The organism is Mesorhizobium sp. M7A.F.Ca.MR.245.00.0.0 (assembly GCF_003997415.1).
GTDB lineage: Bacteria > Pseudomonadota > Alphaproteobacteria > Rhizobiales > Rhizobiaceae > Mesorhizobium.
The window spans coordinates 242,621-258,456 of record NZ_RZTE01000005.1; the positions used below are offsets into that span (position 1 = coordinate 242,621).

General features: G+C 62.4%; 21 protein-coding genes. 5 read left to right on the forward strand and 16 right to left on the reverse strand.

Going from position 1 to position 15,836, the window contains the following annotated elements:
• From EOB80_RS09115 to moaA, 13 genes are all read right to left on the reverse strand, one after another.
• Positions 1-314 (reverse strand): DUF3299 domain-containing protein (locus tag EOB80_RS09115; RefSeq protein ID WP_245466306.1); only part of this gene is annotated, 314 nt, incomplete at its 3' end.
• 133 nt (positions 315-447) lie between these two features.
• A complete protein-coding gene (locus EOB80_RS09120; protein WP_127327401.1) occupies positions 448-1,152 on the reverse strand; it encodes a DNA alkylation repair protein in 705 nt (234 codons plus the stop codon).
• 9 nt (positions 1,153-1,161) lie between these two features.
• Positions 1,162-2,031, reverse strand: coding sequence for an NAD(P)-dependent oxidoreductase (locus EOB80_RS09125; protein ID WP_127322083.1), 870 nt, complete (start codon positions 2,029-2,031; stop codon positions 1,162-1,164).
• A gap of 108 nt (positions 2,032-2,139) precedes the next feature.
• Positions 2,140-2,961 carry an ABC transporter permease gene (locus tag EOB80_RS09130; protein ID WP_127322082.1) on the reverse strand — a complete coding sequence of 274 codons (822 nt, stop codon included), beginning with the start codon at positions 2,959-2,961 and terminating at the stop codon, positions 2,140-2,142.
• On the reverse strand, positions 2,958-3,677 hold the full coding sequence (locus EOB80_RS09135; protein WP_127297297.1) for an ABC transporter permease: 720 nt from the start codon (positions 3,675-3,677) through the stop codon (positions 2,958-2,960). The genes EOB80_RS09130 and EOB80_RS09135 overlap by 4 nt, the downstream gene beginning before the upstream one ends.
• Positions 3,678-3,753: 76 nt before the next feature.
• The gene (locus tag EOB80_RS09140; protein ID WP_027036615.1) at positions 3,754-4,539 is read right to left on the reverse strand and encodes an ABC transporter substrate-binding protein; all 786 of its coding nucleotides are present in this window, start codon (positions 4,537-4,539) and stop codon (positions 3,754-3,756) included.
• Between the two features lie 157 nt (positions 4,540-4,696).
• The gene (gene mobB / locus EOB80_RS09145) at positions 4,697-5,206 is read right to left on the reverse strand and encodes a molybdopterin-guanine dinucleotide biosynthesis protein B (protein WP_127269775.1); all 510 of its coding nucleotides are present in this window, start codon (positions 5,204-5,206) and stop codon (positions 4,697-4,699) included.
• Positions 5,203-5,829, reverse strand: a complete 627-nt coding sequence (mobA, locus tag EOB80_RS09150; protein ID WP_127327402.1) for a molybdenum cofactor guanylyltransferase MobA — start codon at positions 5,827-5,829, stop codon at positions 5,203-5,205. Before mobA ends, mobB begins: the two co-directional genes overlap by 4 nt.
• 55 nt (positions 5,830-5,884) lie before the next feature.
• Positions 5,885-6,805: a DMT family transporter gene (locus tag EOB80_RS09155; protein ID WP_127327403.1), complete on the reverse strand. Its 921-nt coding sequence runs from the start codon at positions 6,803-6,805 to the stop codon at positions 5,885-5,887.
• Between the two features lie 225 nt (positions 6,806-7,030).
• A complete protein-coding gene (locus EOB80_RS09160; RefSeq protein ID WP_127327404.1) occupies positions 7,031-7,390 on the reverse strand; it encodes a hypothetical protein in 360 nt (119 codons plus the stop codon).
• A 120-nt stretch (positions 7,391-7,510) separates the two neighbouring features.
• Positions 7,511-7,741, reverse strand: a complete 231-nt coding sequence (locus tag EOB80_RS35170; RefSeq protein ID WP_245466307.1) for a hypothetical protein — start codon at positions 7,739-7,741, stop codon at positions 7,511-7,513.
• A gap of 68 nt (positions 7,742-7,809) precedes the next feature.
• Positions 7,810-7,944 (reverse strand): hypothetical protein, encoded by a 135-nt coding sequence (locus EOB80_RS35835; RefSeq protein WP_281057960.1) that lies wholly within the window; start codon positions 7,942-7,944, stop codon positions 7,810-7,812.
• A gap of 88 nt (positions 7,945-8,032) precedes the next feature.
• A complete protein-coding gene (gene moaA, locus EOB80_RS09170) occupies positions 8,033-9,028 on the reverse strand; it encodes a GTP 3',8-cyclase MoaA (RefSeq protein WP_127327405.1) in 996 nt (331 codons plus the stop codon).
• Positions 9,029-9,227: 199 nt separating this feature from the next.
• Here moaA and EOB80_RS09175 point away from each other — a divergent pair, with 199 nt between their 5' ends.
• Both EOB80_RS09175 and EOB80_RS09180 read left to right on the forward strand, forming a co-directional pair.
• The gene (locus tag EOB80_RS09175; RefSeq protein ID WP_127327406.1) at positions 9,228-9,581 is read left to right on the forward strand and encodes a DUF971 domain-containing protein; all 354 of its coding nucleotides are present in this window, start codon (positions 9,228-9,230) and stop codon (positions 9,579-9,581) included.
• A 73-nt stretch (positions 9,582-9,654) separates the two neighbouring features.
• Positions 9,655-10,266: a pyridoxamine 5'-phosphate oxidase family protein gene (locus EOB80_RS09180; RefSeq protein ID WP_127327407.1), complete on the forward strand. Its 612-nt coding sequence runs from the start codon at positions 9,655-9,657 to the stop codon at positions 10,264-10,266.
• Between the two features lie 8 nt (positions 10,267-10,274).
• Here EOB80_RS09180 and EOB80_RS09185 read toward each other — a convergent pair whose 3' ends face one another.
• Entirely contained in the window at positions 10,275-10,727 is a 453-nt protein-coding gene (locus EOB80_RS09185) for a MarR family transcriptional regulator (protein WP_023813960.1), read from the reverse strand.
• Positions 10,728-10,774: 47 nt separating this feature from the next.
• Between EOB80_RS09185 and EOB80_RS09190 the strand changes: the two genes are divergently transcribed.
• Positions 10,775-11,683, forward strand: a complete 909-nt coding sequence (locus EOB80_RS09190) for an alpha/beta hydrolase (protein WP_127327408.1) — start codon at positions 10,775-10,777, stop codon at positions 11,681-11,683.
• Between the two features lie 13 nt (positions 11,684-11,696).
• On the opposite strand, the gene EOB80_RS09195 is transcribed toward EOB80_RS09190, so the two are convergent.
• Positions 11,697-12,092, reverse strand: coding sequence for a rhodanese-like domain-containing protein (locus tag EOB80_RS09195; RefSeq protein WP_127327409.1), 396 nt, complete (start codon positions 12,090-12,092; stop codon positions 11,697-11,699).
• Between the two features lie 55 nt (positions 12,093-12,147).
• Positions 12,148-12,762 (reverse strand): TetR/AcrR family transcriptional regulator, encoded by a 615-nt coding sequence (locus EOB80_RS09200; RefSeq protein ID WP_127327410.1) that lies wholly within the window; start codon positions 12,760-12,762, stop codon positions 12,148-12,150.
• 98 nt (positions 12,763-12,860) lie between these two features.
• On the opposite strand from EOB80_RS09200, the gene EOB80_RS09205 reads away from it, so the two are divergent.
• The gene (locus tag EOB80_RS09205; RefSeq protein ID WP_127327411.1) at positions 12,861-13,607 is read left to right on the forward strand and encodes a 3-oxoacyl-ACP reductase family protein; all 747 of its coding nucleotides are present in this window, start codon (positions 12,861-12,863) and stop codon (positions 13,605-13,607) included.
• A 209-nt stretch (positions 13,608-13,816) separates the two neighbouring features.
• On the forward strand, positions 13,817-15,709 hold the full coding sequence (locus tag EOB80_RS09210; RefSeq protein ID WP_127327412.1) for a murein L,D-transpeptidase: 1,893 nt from the start codon (positions 13,817-13,819) through the stop codon (positions 15,707-15,709).
• The last annotated feature ends 127 nt before the right edge of the window (positions 15,710-15,836 follow it).

Consider the following 15,836-nt stretch of genomic DNA (forward strand, 5'->3'; position numbering starts at 1 on the left):
GGCGTCGGCATGTGGCTGCACGCACCCGTCCACGGCACCAGCAGGAACTGATAGACGAGATCGCCGTCGCGATCGACCGGCAATGCGTAGCCGGCTAGCTGAATGCTTTTGTCCTGAAGATTGACGGACAGCGTCTCGCCATGGTCGGGCAATTTTGCCGCGATCATCGGCAGCCCGACGTTTTCGGCGGCGGATTGCGTTGCCGGACGCAGATCCTTCCAGAATATGTGCGCGGTCTCGGCCGCGGCATCGGCGGCAGCGGACACAAACAACGCAGTTGCGAGCATTATGGTTGATTTCAGAGGATTGCTCATTGGCCGCGTCCCTTTGAAGCTCAAGTAAAGACGCCGCCGTCAGCGACGTCAACGCTCCCGCCGCATCACATGTCGGCAGCCGCATCACATGTCGGCGAGATCCAGACATGCCGGAAAGCGGGTTTCCGCGCCGTCAGCCTTTCCTTGCGGCGATCCGCGCCAGCGTCTTGGCATTGGACAGCTCCCTTACCGCGTCCTTGCCGATCCAGCGCGCCGTCCTGTCGGCCGACTGCGCCAGCCGTTCGGCGGCAGCCAGGGCAACACCGTGCATGTCCATCGATCGTTTGCCGATCGACCGAAGCGCCCAGTTCACGGCCTTCTTCACGAAATTGCGGCTGTCGTTCGCATGCGTTTCGATGATCGGCAGGAAGGAGAGGAAGGTCGCCCCTGGCTCCTTCTTCCGGTGGACGACGGACCAGGCCATCATGGCGAAGGCCGTGCGCCGAACGAACTCCCGCTCATCGGCCGCAAACTCGGCGATCAGTTCTTTCCAGGCGTCCGTATCGACAAAGAGATCCGAGACGCCGTCGACGATGTCCCAGGAGTCGAAACTAGCCGCCCATCGTCTTGCATCTTCAGCAGAAAACCGTTTCGGGTCAGCCGTGACGGAGGCGATGAACTGCGCCTCCATGATGCCGGTGTCCCATAGCTCGAAGGCGCGCTCGTGGTTGCGTTTGATCTTCCTGGCGATCTGCCGCTGCATGCCGTGCGTGATACCAAGTGCACGGTCGATCTTGATGCCGTAGCGCAACATGCCGAGGCGGTTCTCCTCCGATCCGATAGCGCGCAGATGGGCGACGATTTCTGCAGCACTGGATTGAGGCGAGAGCTCTGGCACCGCGGAAACCTATTTCTCGAGACGGGCGAGCAGCGAGGACGTGTCCCAGCGCTTGCCGCCCATCGCCTGCACATCCTTGTAGAACTGGTCGACGAGTGCGGTGACCGGCAGTCTGGCGCCATTGCGGTCGGCCTCGGCCAGGCAGATGCCGAGATCCTTGCGCATCCAGTCGACGGCGAAGCCGAAATCATATTTGCCGGCGTTCATCGTCTTGTGGCGGTTCTCCATCTGCCAGGAGCCGGCGGCACCCTTGGAAATCACCTCTATCACCTTCTCGATGTCGAGCCCGGCCTTCTTGCCGAAATGGATGCCTTCGGCCAGGCCCTGGACGAGCCCGGCTATGGTGATCTGGTTGATCATCTTGGTGAGCTGGCCGGCACCGGCCGATCCCATCAAGCCGACCATGCGGGCAAAGGCGTCGATGACAGGCTTCGCTTTGTCGAAAGCGTCCTGCTCGCCGCCGACCATGACGGTCAGCACGCCGTTCTCGGCGCCGGCCTGGCCGCCCGAGACAGGCGCGTCGAGAAACGAAAAACCACCGACTTGCGCCGCCGCCGCCAGCTCGCGAGCGACCTCGGCCGAGGCCGTGGTGTTGTCGATGAAGACCGAACCCTTCTTCATCGATTTGAAGGCGCCTTCCGGACCGGTCGTCACCGAACGCAAATCGTCGTCATTGCCGACACAGGAGAAGACAAAATCCTTGCCTTCGGCGGCCTGTGCTGGCGTCGCCGCAAGGCTACCGCCATGCTGGCCAACCCATTGCTCGGCCTTGGCCTTGGTGCGATTGTAGACGGTCACGTCATGGCCGCCCTTGTTCTTCAAGTGCCCGGCCATCGGATAGCCCATCACGCCAAGACCGAGAAATGCAACAGATGCCATGAGCTTGCCCTTCAGAAACGGAATTTGCTGCGAGACGTCTAGGCTCTGCGCGCAATTCGTCAAGATGCGCAGGGCAGGATCGACTGGTGCAGCTGAATTTGAAAATAGTCAGCGTTTCAGGTGAACGGTGATCCGGCGCTCGATCCATTCGACGCCATGACGCAATATCTCGACCATCACCAGATAGACGAGCGCGACCCAGATATAGGCCTGGATGTCGAACGAGTTGGCGAAGGCGAGCTTGGCATTGCCCATCAGATCATAGACCGTGATGATGGCGACGATGGCGGAAGCCTTGACCATCAGGATCAGTTCGTTGCCATAGGGCCGCAAGGCGACGATCAAGGCTTGCGGCAGGATGATCTTGCGCAAGGTTTGCAGTTTGTGCAGGCCAAGCGATGCCGCCCCTTCCCATTGCCCTCTTGGCACGCTCTCGATGGCGCCGCGCAGAATCTCGGCCTGATAGGCGGCGGTGTTGAGCGCAAAGGCAAAGACGCCGCAATTGAACGCGTCCTTGAAAAAATCCCAAAGCCCGACCGACTGGAGTTCGACGCGGAACGAGCCCAATCCGTAGTAGACCAGATAGGTCTGGACCAGCAGCGGCGTGCCGCGGAAGAAATAGACGTAGCAATAGGCGAGGCCGGACAGAATCCGGTTCTTGGACATGCGCCCATAAGCGACGGGCACCGACAGAATCGCGCCGAGCACCATCGATATGGAAACCAGCGCGAGCGTAACCCCAAGCCCGCTCAAATAGGCGGGCGCATATTTGGCGAAGAACTCAGGGTTCCAGGCAAGAACCAGATAGCTGACGATGCCAATGCCGAACAAAATCCACAGGCAGACCAGCGCATAACCGGCAATACGCCTGCGTGGCCAGCCGCGCGCCCGGGGCGGGGGCCGTTCGACCATGGTGGCCGCGGCGCTCATCGCTGCGCCTCCCGCCGGCCAAGCGAGCGCAGGATCGCGCTGGTGGCGAAGGACGACAGGACGGCCAGGCCAAGAAAGACCAGCGAGGCGACACCGAAGAACAGGAAAGCATGCTTGGTGACGCGGGCGGCAATGCTGGCATTGCGCAGCGTCTCGGCCAGGCCGACGACCGACACCAGCGACGTGTCCTTGAGCAGGCTGAGCCAGCAGTTTTCCAGGCCGGGGAACGCGATGCGCAGCAGCTGCGGCACGATCACCTTGCGCATGGTCAGCCAGTTCGAAAGACCAATGGCATAGCCGCCTTCATACTGGCCTTTGGGAATGGCGCGGAAGGCGGAAAGAAAAACCTCGCTGGCATAGGACGAGAAGATCAGCGCAAGCACGATCATGCCGGCGACGAAGCTGTTGACGTCGATGGTGGTGTCCGGCCGGAAATACCTGACGAGATGCTGCAGCAGGATCGGCATGCCGAAGAAGAACAGGAAAAGCGTCACCAGTTCCGGCAGGCCGCGAAAGACCGTGGTGTAGATGTTGGCGGCAAGGCGCAGCGATGGTTCTTCGGACTGCTTGGCGAGGGCAATGAAAAAGCCGATCGTCAATCCGATCGGCAGCGTGGCAAGCGCAAGCGCAATGGTGATCAGTGCGCCATAGGCAATATCGTCAAGCCAGCCTTCGGGTCCCCAACTGAGAAGTGTCCATATGCTCTGGGCTGGCATCGACCGGTCTTATCTCCACGGCATTCCTGAGATGAATAGAAGGACGGCGGGGAAATTCCCCGCCGTCTTGACCTTATCAGGACTCGGCGCCGTAGACGTCGAACTTGAAGTACTTGTCGTTGATTTCCTTGTATTTTCCATTGGCGCGAATGGCGTCGATGGCCGAGTTGAGCTTGTTGACCAGGTCGGTTTCGCCCTTGCGCACGGCAATGCCGGCGCCAGGCCCGAAGATCTCGACCGGCTGCGGCGACGGCTGGCCGAGGATCTTGCAGCAGGCGCCATCAGGCGAATCCAGAAACTGCTGCAGCACGACGATATCGTCCTCGATGGCGTCGAGACGACCATTGGCAAGATCTGCCTGCTCCTCGGGGCTGCTCGGATAGCCCTTCACGGTGCTGTCGGTGTAGGTCTTCGAGGCATAGTTGAAATGCGTCGTGGTGGTGGCGACGCCGATGGTCTTGCCGGCGAGGTCTTCCTTGGTCACGCCTTTCAGCGTGCTGTCCTTCGGCACGGCGAGCGCCGACGGCGTGTTGTAGTATTTGTGCGAGAAATCGACCTTTTCCATCCGCTCCGGCGTGATCGACATCGAGGCGACGATGGCGTCGAACTTGCCGGCCTGAAGGGCGGGAATGATGCCGTCCCAATCCTGGGCGACGAAGGTGCACTTGACCTTCATCTCATCACAAAGCGCCTTGGCGATGTCGATGTCGAAGCCTACGAGCTGGCCATCGGCGGTAAGGTTGTTGAAGGGTGGGTAGGCGCCTTCGGTGCCGATCCTCAGGGTCTTTTCCTGGGCCTGGGCGACGCCGAGCGTCAGCAGCGCGGCCGATGCGGCAAGCGCGATACGCAGTGAAATACGCATGATGGTCCTCTCTTTATGGTCCCGGCCGTCGTTCCGAACGGCTCTGTGGGGCGGTGCTTTTGACCGCCCGCTGGCGCGATACTCCCACTCTTTCCAAGAAAAAAGCAACTGCAAAACCGTAAAAATGGGCAAGGCTATTCTGCCGTTGCGTCAGCGCTCAAGCAACGAGCCCGGTGGTGCGCTCGATGAAGTCGGCTATCGATTTTGCATCGTCGAGATCGAATACCGGCAGCTGCTCGCCTTCAATCGCAAAATCGGCGGCGACAGCGACGATGTTGGGATCCTCCGCCGAAAGCGGCGTGCGGTCCTTCGCATCCAGCCGGCGGGTTTCGATCTTGTCGTGGGCTTCGCGCTTGTAGCCCTCGACCAGCACCAGGTCGCAAGGGGCAAGCCGCGACAGGACAGTCTCCAATGTCGGCTCATCCTCGCCGCGCAGCTCGTGCATCAGTGCCCAGCGAACGCCGGAGACGATCGCGACTTCGGTGGCGCCGGCCTGCCGGTGGCGAAAACTGTCGGCACCCGGTTTGTCGATGTCGAAATCATGATGGGCGTGTTTCACCGTCGACACCTTCCAGCCGCGCCGGACAAGTTCGGTGACCAGCCTTTCGGTCAAAGTCGTCTTGCCGGAATTCTTCCAGCCGGTGATGCCGAAGACGCGTCTGTTCATGGCTTGATGCTCTGCAACAGACGCTCGGCAGACACAAGATCGTCCGGTTCGTTGATGTTGAAGAAAGGGTCGATCCCCGCCGATTGCAGAACCGGGAATTCCACCTCGACAAAACCGTGCCGGTCGATGAAAGCCGAAACCCGCCTGATATCCTCGTCGACCAGAAAGTGCCGCAAGGCATCGCGGCAGCCGAGCGGCCAGAGCGCGAAGGTCGGGTGCCGCTTGCCGGCCGAGCAGGCTACGGCAATCGAACTGGGACTTCGTTCGGCGGCCGCTGCCAGACGCTCGACAAGGTTCAACGGCAGGAAAGGCGTGTCGCCGGCAGCACTGACGATCGCTTTGCAAGACGTATTGGCAGCGGCCCATTCGAGGCCGGTCAGGATTCCGGCGAGCGGCCCGGCAAAGCCGGGCACGCTGTCGGCAAGCACCGGCAGTCCAAAGCGCAGGAATCGCGCAGGGGCGCCATTGGCGCTGAGCGCCAGCGATTCTATTTGCGGGGTGAAGCGCGACACGACCTGGTCAAGCAGGCAGCCATCGCCAAGCGGCAACAGGCTCTTGTCGCCACCGCCCATCCGTCTCGACTGGCCACCGGCCAGGATGATCCCCGCAATGTCTCGCTTCATGCCACGAAGCCTGTACGCCAGCCGTCGGAAATCACAAGAACCTTCAATGATCTGGCTAGATTCCGTCAGGCACCATTGTCGGCCCCGTGCTTTCGGCGACGATCTTTCGCCGGCCGACCACACGCTCGCGGTAGAGCGCATAAAGGCCGGAGCCGATGATGATGGTGGCGCCGACGATCATCGGCGGATCGGGGATATCGGCGAAGATGAACAGGCCAAGCAGGATCGACCAGATCAGGGCCGTATAGCGGAACGGCGCGATGAAGGAGATGTCGCCCGCCCGCATCGCCATGATGATGAACTGGTAGCCGATCACCACCAGCACCGCGGCCAAGGCCAGCAGGGCTGTGCTGTCCCTCGTCATCGGCGTCCAGCCGCCCATTGCCGGCAACAGCGCCGCACCGACGATGGTCATGGCAAGCGCGGTTGCCGTCGACACCAGCAATGTCGGAATGGCCTCCGGGATTCGCTTGGTGGCGAGATCGCGCACCGCACAACAGGCAACGCTGGCCAGCGCCGCCAGCGAGTAGATGCTGAACCCTTCGAAGCCAGGCCGAACGATAATCAGCACGCCGGCAAATCCGATGGCGATGGCCAGCCAGCGCCGCCAGCCGACAGCCTCGCCAAAGACGAGTGCGGCCCCCATCGTCACCGCCAGTGGCAGCGCCTGCAGCACCGCCGAAACATTGGCGATCGGCAAATGGGCGAGGGCGACGAGAAAACTCACCGTGGCACCGGCCTCGCTGATCACGCGCAGGGCCACCAGAGGCTGCAGCATCGAACCCGGGCGGGCGAGCGCGCCGCGCTGCCAGGCGAGCAAGCCGACGAAAAGCGAAGCGAAAGCCCCACGGATCAACATGACCTGCGCCATGTTCATCGATTGTGACGAGTATTTGGTGATGGCATCGTTGAGGCAGAAGCCGGCCATCGCCACCATCATGAACAACGCGCCGCGAATATTTGGTGACAGGGGCAAGACGGCTACCGGTTCTGCTAATGCATGTCGCCCAAAAGTGACCTCGGTTTTGGGGAAACGACACGCATAAGAAACAAAGACCTAAAGCGCGTCGCCTGAATCCGTTCAAACGCGACGCGCTTTAGGCAGCAAGCCTGTAACAGCCGGGCGTGAAACAGCAACAGCAAAGGGCTGGGCCACAGCCTTGTTTGTGGCTCAGAAGATCACCTGCAATGGCGGCAGAACTTACTTCTTCGGCGTCAGCACCTCGGTGCCATTGCCTTCCTTGCCGGCGATGGTCCACAGACCATGCAACGAGCCGTCGTCCGTCATCTTGTAGACGACGAGGCCGATATCCTTGCTCATGACATAGCCGGCCGAGAAGGCATCATCGTTGCGCATGCAGATGCCGTCGGAAGATGAGCCACCGGTTTCCCAATGGATCGCGCAGGTCGTCCCGCTGGTCAGCGTGATGGTGGCTTCGCCGCCATAGGCCGAGCCGTCGAAGTTGGTGCCAGCGACGGTATAGGTGCCGCCGATCGACTGTGCCGCAGCGGGCGCGGCCGCGAGACCAAGCAAGGCTAGAGAAAGAACGAGTTTGCGCATGGTGTATTCCCCCTGTGAGCGAAGATCCGCTTCCAGGGAAAGGGTAGGTTGGAACAGACTGGCCGTAAATCCGGCTGTGGTTCGCGAACAAGACTTTTTCTGGGGTGTGGTCCGAAACTTTCACGACCCCTTGAGACTGCCGGCAATGGCGCCGACCAGCGGGTCGTATTTCGACTTCAGGGCCGGAGGGTAGTCGACCCAGACCGTGCGGATGATACCGTCTCTCCCAAACAGACGTCGCTCGTAAAAGATCTTTCCATCCTTAACGCCCGACAGCACCGCCCAATCGCTGCCGGCCTTGCCATAGGTCACCTTGTAGCCGGCTTCATCGCTGGCCTTCTCGGCCGCCACAAAGCCCTTCGGCGTATCGTTGTCTATGTTGAGGATGCCGGAGCAGATCAGGCTGGCGCCATCGGCGCTCAGCCATTGCTGCCGGCGCCATTATCGGGCTCCGGCTGGCGATCGGTGAAGATTTCGTCGGGAAAGGTGCAGACGGTGCCGAAGCGCTCGTTCACATAAGTGAACGGCGCGGCGACCGCACTGCTTGCTGCCATTGTCGCAATCGCCAGGAATGAAGAGTGCGGCCGCATGCTCGCCTTGAGTCATGATCCGAAGCGATCTTGCATGAATTTCACGAAAAGATCAGCCGCCGGTGACGCTCATATGGCGTGACACCGATGGGCGGCTGGTGCGGCGGTCGATGATGAAGTCGTGGCCCTTGGGCTTGCGGCCGATGGCTTCGTCTATTGCATCGGCGACCAGCTCGTTGCCTTCGGAGGCGCGCAAGGGCGCGCGCAGGTCGGCGGCATCTTCCTGGCCCAGGCACATATAGAGGGTGCCGGTGCAGGTCAGCCGGACGCGGTTGCAGCTTTCGCAGAAATTATGCGTCATCGGCGTGATGAAGCCGAGCCGTCCGCCAGTCTCGGCGACCTGGACATAGCGGGCCGGGCCGCCGGTCTTGAAGGGAATGTCGGTCAGCGTGAACTGGCGTTCCAGCGACGCGCGCAGCAGCGACAGCGGCAGATACTGGTCGGTGCGGTCGGCATCGATCTCGCCCATCGGCATGGTTTCGATGACCGTCAAGTCCATGCCGCGGCCATGCGCCCAGCGCATCATCTCGGGCAGCTCGGCGTCGTTGAAATCCTTCAATGCCACCGCGTTGAGCTTGACCTTCAGCCCCGCCGCCTGCGCGGCATCGATGCCTTGCATGACCTTGTCGAGATGGCCCCAGCGGGTGATCTTGTGGAACTTGTCGGCATCGAGCGTATCGAGCGACACGTTGATGCGCTTGACGCCGCAATCGGCGAGTTCGGCGGCAAAGCGCGACAGCTGCGAGCCGTTGGTGGTCAGCGTCAGTTCTTCCAGCGCGCCGCTGTCGAGGTGCCGCGAGAGCTGGCGCACGAGATGCATGATGTTCTTGCGCACCAGTGGCTCACCGCCGGTGAGGCGCAATCGCCTGACGCCCTTCTCGATGAAAACCGTGCACAGCCGGTCAAGCTCTTCCAGCGACAGCAGGTCCCTCTTCGGCAGGAAGGCCATGTCTTCGGCCATGCAATAGGTGCAGCGGAAATCGCAGCGGTCGGTGACCGACACGCGGAGATAGCTGATCGTGCGGCCGAAAGGATCAATCATGTCCATGCTTCAAGCGCTTCCCGTGGCCGTGAACGGCTTCGTTATATACCGCTATGTGATACGATACGGACTGGCATTCAAGATAGCCGGTGTTGATCTTTTGTAACATCTCTCAGCCGACATCGCATGTCGGTCGGTCTCATCAGGCCTTTTCCCGTTTGGCGAAGCGGCGTAGGGAAGGGCGGATGATACGGGATCGAACAGCATGACCGCACCGAAAGAACTCCGGGTCTCGAAGGACCGCAAACTTCTGTCCGTAACCTTTCCCGACCATCGGCCGTTCGAACTGCCGGCGGAACTGCTGCGCGTCGCCTCGCCATCGGCCGAGGTGCAGGGCCATTCGCCGGATCAGCGGGTGACGGTTCCTGGCAAGCGCAATGTGGCGATCCTGAAGATCGAGCCGGTCGGAAACTATGCTGTGCGCATCACCTTCGACGATTTCCACGACACCGGCATCTTCACCTGGAATTACCTGCACACGCTCGGCCACGAGAAGGATGCGCGCTGGGAAGCCTATCTCGCGGAGCTTGCGGAAAAGGGCCTGAGCCGGGACCACTAGATTGATTCCGCTCGCTGTCGTCAAAACGTCATCGAGATGGCGTAGCGCCGGCAAAGGTTTGGAGGCGAGAAAAATGTCCGTCATCACCACGGTCGAACAGCTCGAGGCGCTCTATGGCGTTCCAGGCGAGGCCTCACTGGTCAAGGAACTCGACCAAATCATTCCCGAATATGCCGCCTTCATCGAAGCCTCGCCCTTTGTCGCGCTGGCAACCAACGGGCCGGAGGGGCTGGACTGCTCGCCGCGCGGCGATCTCGCCGGCTTCGTGCGCATCCACGATCCGAAAACGCTGATGATGCCGGACCGTCGCGGCAACAACCGCGCCGATTCGCTAAGAAACATCATCCGCGACCCGCGCGTCGGCCTGCTGTTCCTGGTGCCTGGCTCCGGCACGACGCTGCGCGTCAACGGCCGCGCTCATATCACCACGGATACAGCGCTGTGCGCGTCATTCACGGTGGATGGCAAGGCGGCGCGATCGGTAACCGTCGTCGATATCGATTCGGTCTACTTCCAGTGCGCCCGCGCCATCGTCCGCTCCGAGCTCTGGAACCCGGCAAGGCATGTCGACCCGAAGTCGCTGCCGACGCCCGGGCAGATCCTGGAAATCACCAGCCGCAGGAACATCGACGGCGAAACCTACGACAAGGAATGGCCGGAACGGGCGAAGAAGACGATGTGGTAGCGGGGCCGTCACGCCTCTTTCAGCACATCATAGATCTTGCGCATCTGCTCGCCGATCATGTCGCATTGCTCCGGCGTAGACTGGCTCATCGCCTTCTCTATCAGCGCCATGTGCACTTTCAGCGCCTGCATCAACAGCGCCTCGCCAGCCTCGGTGAGGGCAAGCCGCAGGATGCGCTTGTCCTTCTCGTCGCCTTCGCGGCGCAGCAGGCCACGCGCTTCCAGCTGCGGCAAAAGCATGGTGATGTTGGAACGGCCGACGAGCAGCTTGCGGGCAAGATCGTGCTGCGACATGCCGGGGTGGCGATAGAGGTTCATCAGCACGTCGAGCTGCGCCGGTTTCAAATCGAGCGGCGCAAGCTTCACCGCCAGCGTGCGCTCCAGCACATGGCAGGCGCGCGCCACCGCGACCCAGTTGCGGAAACGCGGGTTATCCCAAGGCAGCTCTTGTTTATTGTTCATCTTTGAACTATTATGTTCATGCTTGAACGTATGGATGGATTTTCACTATGGCATCATTCGGGCTGAAGGTCATCCGGGGCGTGTTCGGTGCGGCAGAGCGTGTCGCGCCGCGGCTTAGCGGACGCGCGGCGTTCGAATTGTTCTGCCGCACCCCGAATGTCAAGGCGCTCAGCGATGGCGAGCGCCGTGCTGTCGACCGTGCGGCCGGGTTCATGACCGAGGCGCGTCATCACCGGCTGAAGACCGCGACCGGCTGCGTCATGGTGCACGAGTTCCGCCCGGAGCCGGGCAGGGCGGCCGCCGGCACGGTGCTCGTCGTCCATGGCTGGCGCTCGCGCACCGAATATATGCGCGCCTTGATCGAAGGTTATCGCGCCGCCGGCCACCGGGTCGTTTCGCTTGACCTGCCCGGCCACGGCCAGTCGCAGGGCCGGCGCCTGAACATGGTCAATGCGGTGGATGCGGTGCGGGTTGCCGGCGAATGGTTCGGCCCCTTCGTGGCGGCGGTCGGCCATTCCTTCGGCGGCGCCGTCGCCGCCAACGCCATCGCCGGTTCGGTCAAGAACATCCCGCCGCTGGCGGCCGAACGCCTGGTGCTGATCGCGGCGCCAAGTTCCCTGCCGGCGATCTTTGCCGACTTCAGCCGCATGCTCAATGTCGGCCCGCGCTCGCAAGCCGCCATGGCGGACCGGGTCGAGCATCTTTCCGGCCGCCCCCTGCACGAATTCACCGGCGACCGCCAACTTGCCCAGGCGCCGGTGCCGACCCTGGTCATCCATGCGCAGGACGACCGCGAAGTATCGGCCGATCATGCAAGGCGCTATGCCGGCGCCGGCGGCCATGTGCGGCTCTACTGGGCCGACGGGCTCGGCCACCGCCGTATTCTCGCCGACAAGGGCGTGGTCGAACGCGCGGTCGGCTTCGTGACGCATCGCGAGCCATTGCTGCTTCACTGAGCGGCGGTCGAGATTATTTCTTCTTCTCGCCGGGCTCGACCGGCAGTCCGGCGGCCTTCCAGGCGGTGTAGCCGCCAAGGATGTGCTTGACCGGCGAAAGCCCCATGTCCTGCGCCATCTTTGTGGCCAGCGCCGAGCGCCAGCCGCCGGCGCAGAAGAACACGAAGTTCTTGCCCGAGGCGAAGAACGGCTTGTGGTAAGGGCTTTCGGGGTCGATCCAGAACTCCAGCATGCCGCGCGTGACGTGCTTGGCGCCCGGAATCCGGCCGTCGCGTTCCACTTCGCGTGGATCGCGCAGATCGACGAAGATGGTGTCTTCATCGTCGAGCAGCCCGGCCGCCTCCTCCGGCGAAACCACCTCGATCACGGCGTTCGCCTCGTCCAGCAGCTCGCGATAACCCTTTTTCACGCTCTCATCCCTCCCGGCCTTGCTGGCGGATTTCGAGCACACCAGCCGGCGTTTGTCACGCCGCGCTGCCGCCGGCCAGCGTCCTCCAGGCCGCCATGGCCCCGGCTACCGTCGCCAGCAGGGCATTGTGCGAGGCGCCGTCGCGCGCCTGGATCGACATGCCGTGCTGGACCGTGGCGAAGAAGGTCGCGGCGGCGCTCGCATCGAAATCCGCCGGCAATTCGCCTTCGGCAACGCCGCGCTCCAGACGCTTCTGCAGTGCGGTGTGGTTTTCGGCGCGACGACGGCGCAGGTCGTCGCAGATGGCGCCGCGGCTCGAATCCTGATGCAGTGCGCCCAGCGTGATCAGGCAGCCTTGCGGACGATCGCTCTGCGCATAGGCCCTCGCCGTCAGGCTCAGGAATTGTTCGATCGCCTGCCGCGCGGTCGGAGCTTCCTCCAGCGCCAGCCAGATGTCGGCACCCTCGGTGTGCGAGTAAAAATCCGTCGCCTCCAGGAACAGCGCCTCCTTGCTGCCGAAGGCAGCGTAGAGGCTGGGCGAGTTGATGCCCATGGCGGCGGTCAGCTCGCTCATCGATGCGCCTTCGTAACCACGGGCCCAGAACACCTCCATCGCGCGGCGCAGCGCTGCGGTTCGATCGAAAGTGCGGGGGCGGCCTCGTTCCGACATGATGCTCTTTTCTGTGTTGATCGATACATAATTAAGTTGACGCCGACGGGCAAGGCTGACAGGTATTTATGTGTCGATCGTTACAAAAGGAGAAATCGATGTCATCCAACCAACTGGGCGGCAAGGCCGCGCTCGTCACCGGCGGCAGTCGCGGCATCGGTGCGGCGATTGCGCGACGGCTCGCGGCCGACGGCGCCAGTGTCGCGCTGACTTATGTGCATGGCGAGGAGCAGGCCCGCTCGGTTGTCGCCGAAATCGAGGCCAAGGGCGGCCGCGCCATCGCGATCAGGGCCGACAATCGCGATGCGGTGGCCATAGACAAGGCCGTCGATGACGCAGTGACCGCCTTCGGCCGGCTCGACATCCTGGTCAACAGCGCCGGCATCTGGCGGGCCGCCCCCATCGACACGCTGTCGCTCGCAGATTTCGACGAGACCATGGAGGTCAATCTCCGGGCCCCATTCATCGCCTCGAAGGCGGCGGCCGTGCATATGGGTGAGGGCGGCAGCATCATCTCGATCGGCAGCAACCTTGCCGAGAGGGCGACCGACGGCAGCCTCACGGCCTATTCGGCCAGCAAGGCGGCGCTGGTCGGCCTGACCAAGGCGCTGGCGCGCGACCTCGGCCCGCGCGGCATCACCGCCAACGTCGTCCATCCCGGTTCGACCGACACCGACATGAACCCGGCCGACGGCCCGCATGCCGAGCATCAGCGCCGGAAAATGGCAACACCGCGTTTCGGCAAGGCCGATGACATTGCCGGCATGGTCGCCTGGCTTGCAGGCCCTGAAGGCCGCTTCGTAACCGGCGCTGCCCTGACCATCGATGGCGGCGCCAACGCCTGATCCCGAGAGATTTCCGGCTGGGGCGGAACAACCCTCCGCTCCAGCCGTCACGATCTTGTGAAACCGTTCTGCAACAGGCTTTCCAAAATTTATGAAAGCTTAACGAAATCGGTATGAATCAGTATAGTCGCGCCTTACATCCGCCATGCGGTGAGCGGGACGATCTAGCGTGCGGAACGGGAACCGGTTGCGGCCGGAGCGGGTGATTCATGAAATTCCTCGGAAACAAAGCAACCGTGATGCCGCTGGTGGCGATCGCGGCAACGCTGGCTTTCGGTGTACCCCAGGCAGGCGCGCAGGGGCTGTTCGACATGCTTTTCGGCGGCGGCGTAAAGCACGCGCCGAAAGGCGAGTTTCCGCCCCCGCCACCGAAGCACAAGCCAAAGCCGAAGGCTCCGGCCAGCGGTGGCGGTGGCGGCGCGAGAATCAGCAGCCCATCCTATTACACCTACAAGGCGGACCGGCTGGTTCGCGTCGACTTCTCGGCGCTGGCCCCGACGCCAGAGCCGGCGACGCCACAGGATGCGGCTTTCGTGCCGTCGGCAACGGGCGCTGCGTTTCGTGAAGCGGTTGCCAGCCTGGGTGACTACGAACTCTTAGCCGAGCCCGACATCGCCAAGGCGCTGATCGCGTATTACTCGGCCAATCCGGATTTCATCTGGATAAGCGGAACCAGCCTCAACAGCCGTGCGCAGGATGCGGTTCGGGTGCTTGGCGAGGCTTCAAGCTATGGTCTCACGCCCGCCGACTATACGGTCGAAGTGCCCGCTGCCGGCGCATCGACGACTGACGCCAATGCGCAACTGAAAGAACTCGTCCGTTTCGAGATGGCGCTTTCCGCGCGTGTGCTGCGCTATGCCCATGACGCCCAGAACGGCCGCGTCGATCCCAACCGCATGACCGGCTACTATGATTTCCCGGCCAAGCCGCTCGACTTGCAAGGCGTGCTGAGGACGCTGGCGCATACCCAGCAAGTGCGCACCTATCTCGAATCGCGGCATCCGCAGAATGCGGAATACCAGGCGCTGCGCGTCGAACTCGAATCTCTGCAGGCCAGTGCGGAAAACGAAATCGTCGTCGACCCCAAACTGTTGCTGAAGCCGGGCGAAACCAGCCCCGAACTGCCGAAGCTGCTGACCTTGATCGCGCGCAATCTCGATGACGAGATGGGCGGCGCCTATGGCGAGATCCTGTCCAGGCTGGCCACCAGCGAAGTCTATGATCCGGAACTGGTCCCGGTCATCAAGGCTGTGCAGCAAAAGGCAGGCATGAAGGGCGACGGCGTCATCGGCCCGCGCACCGTCGCGACGCTGGCCGGAACATCCAAGGCCGACAAGCTGCTGAAGGTGGAAGTGGCGCTGGAGGAACTGCGCTGGCTGCCGTCCGATCTAGGCAGCCCGCGCGTCTTCATCAACCAGCCGGCCTTCACCGCGAGCTACATCGACAATGGCGAGGAAAAGCTCAAGACGCGTGTCGTCGTTGGCCGGACCACCAACCAGACCTCCTTCTTCTACGACCAGATCAAGCAGGTCGATTTCCATCCCTATTGGGGCGTGCCGCAATCGATCATCGTCAACGAGATGCTGCCGAGATTGCGCAACGATCCGGGCTATCTCGACCGGTCCGGCTATGAGGTGACGGATTCGCGCGGCAAGCGCATTCCTTCGTCGGCGGTCAACTGGGGCGCCTATGGCGCGAACATCCCCTACAGCGTGCGCCAGCAGCCGAGCGAGGCCAACGCGCTGGGCGAGTTGAAGATCCTGTTCCCCAACAAGCACGCGATCTACATGCACGACACGCCGCAGAAATCATTCTTCCAGCGAGATATGCGCGCGCTCAGCCATGGCTGCGTGCGGCTGCAGGACCCGCGCGGCATGGCGGCGGCGGTGCTTGGCACCTCCGTGGACTATATCGCCGAGAAGCTGAAGCACGGCCACTCGACCGAGAATGTGACACGCACGATCCCGGTCTATGTCGCCTATTTCACCGCCTGGCCTGATCTGTCCGGCAAGGTCGAATATTTCGGCGACGTCTACGACCGCGACTCGCGCCTGAAGCAGGCTCTGGACGCCACGGAGGCGGTTCGCTCGCCTTCGAGTTGATCCAGGGCTTTCGGTAGGCCGTTAACTCATAAATACGGCATGACCGAAAGCGGAAAGGCGGCCGAGAGGGAACGAGGAGCGGCGGCTACCGTTATCGAACAAGATCAAAACGCAACTGTGATCCTGT

Excerpts from the sequence above, each read along its gene's own strand:
- EOB80_RS09205 (WP_127327411.1), top strand. The coding sequence starts at position 12,861 with ATGTCATCCAACCAACTGGGCGGCAAGGCCGCGCTCGTCACCGGCGGC.
- EOB80_RS09125 (WP_127322083.1), bottom strand. The coding sequence starts at position 2,031 with ATGGCATCTGTTGCATTTCTCGGTCTTGGCGTGATGGGCTATCCGATG.
- EOB80_RS09130 (WP_127322082.1), bottom strand. The coding sequence starts at position 2,961 with ATGAGCGCCGCGGCCACCATGGTCGAACGGCCCCCGCCCCGGGCGCGC.
- moaA (WP_127327405.1), bottom strand. The coding sequence starts at position 9,028 with ATGGACATGATTGATCCTTTCGGCCGCACGATCAGCTATCTCCGCGTG.
- EOB80_RS09140 (WP_027036615.1), bottom strand. The coding sequence starts at position 4,539 with ATGCGTATTTCACTGCGTATCGCGCTTGCCGCATCGGCCGCGCTGCTG.
- EOB80_RS09180 (WP_127327407.1), top strand. The coding sequence starts at position 9,655 with ATGTCCGTCATCACCACGGTCGAACAGCTCGAGGCGCTCTATGGCGTT.
- EOB80_RS09200 (WP_127327410.1), bottom strand. The coding sequence starts at position 12,762 with ATGTCGGAACGAGGCCGCCCCCGCACTTTCGATCGAACCGCAGCGCTG.
- EOB80_RS09210 (WP_127327412.1), top strand. The coding sequence starts at position 13,817 with ATGAAATTCCTCGGAAACAAAGCAACCGTGATGCCGCTGGTGGCGATC.
- mobB (WP_127269775.1), bottom strand. The coding sequence starts at position 5,206 with ATGAACAGACGCGTCTTCGGCATCACCGGCTGGAAGAATTCCGGCAAG.
- mobA (WP_127327402.1), bottom strand. The coding sequence starts at position 5,829 with ATGAAGCGAGACATTGCGGGGATCATCCTGGCCGGTGGCCAGTCGAGA.
- EOB80_RS35835 (WP_281057960.1), bottom strand. The coding sequence starts at position 7,944 with ATGGCAGCAAGCAGTGCGGTCGCCGCGCCGTTCACTTATGTGAACGAG.
- EOB80_RS09185 (WP_023813960.1), bottom strand. The coding sequence starts at position 10,727 with ATGAACAATAAACAAGAGCTGCCTTGGGATAACCCGCGTTTCCGCAAC.
- EOB80_RS09160 (WP_127327404.1), bottom strand. The coding sequence starts at position 7,390 with ATGCGCAAACTCGTTCTTTCTCTAGCCTTGCTTGGTCTCGCGGCCGCG.
- EOB80_RS09135 (WP_127297297.1), bottom strand. The coding sequence starts at position 3,677 with ATGCCAGCCCAGAGCATATGGACACTTCTCAGTTGGGGACCCGAAGGC.
- EOB80_RS09175 (WP_127327406.1), top strand. The coding sequence starts at position 9,228 with ATGACCGCACCGAAAGAACTCCGGGTCTCGAAGGACCGCAAACTTCTG.
- EOB80_RS09190 (WP_127327408.1), top strand. The coding sequence starts at position 10,775 with ATGGCATCATTCGGGCTGAAGGTCATCCGGGGCGTGTTCGGTGCGGCA.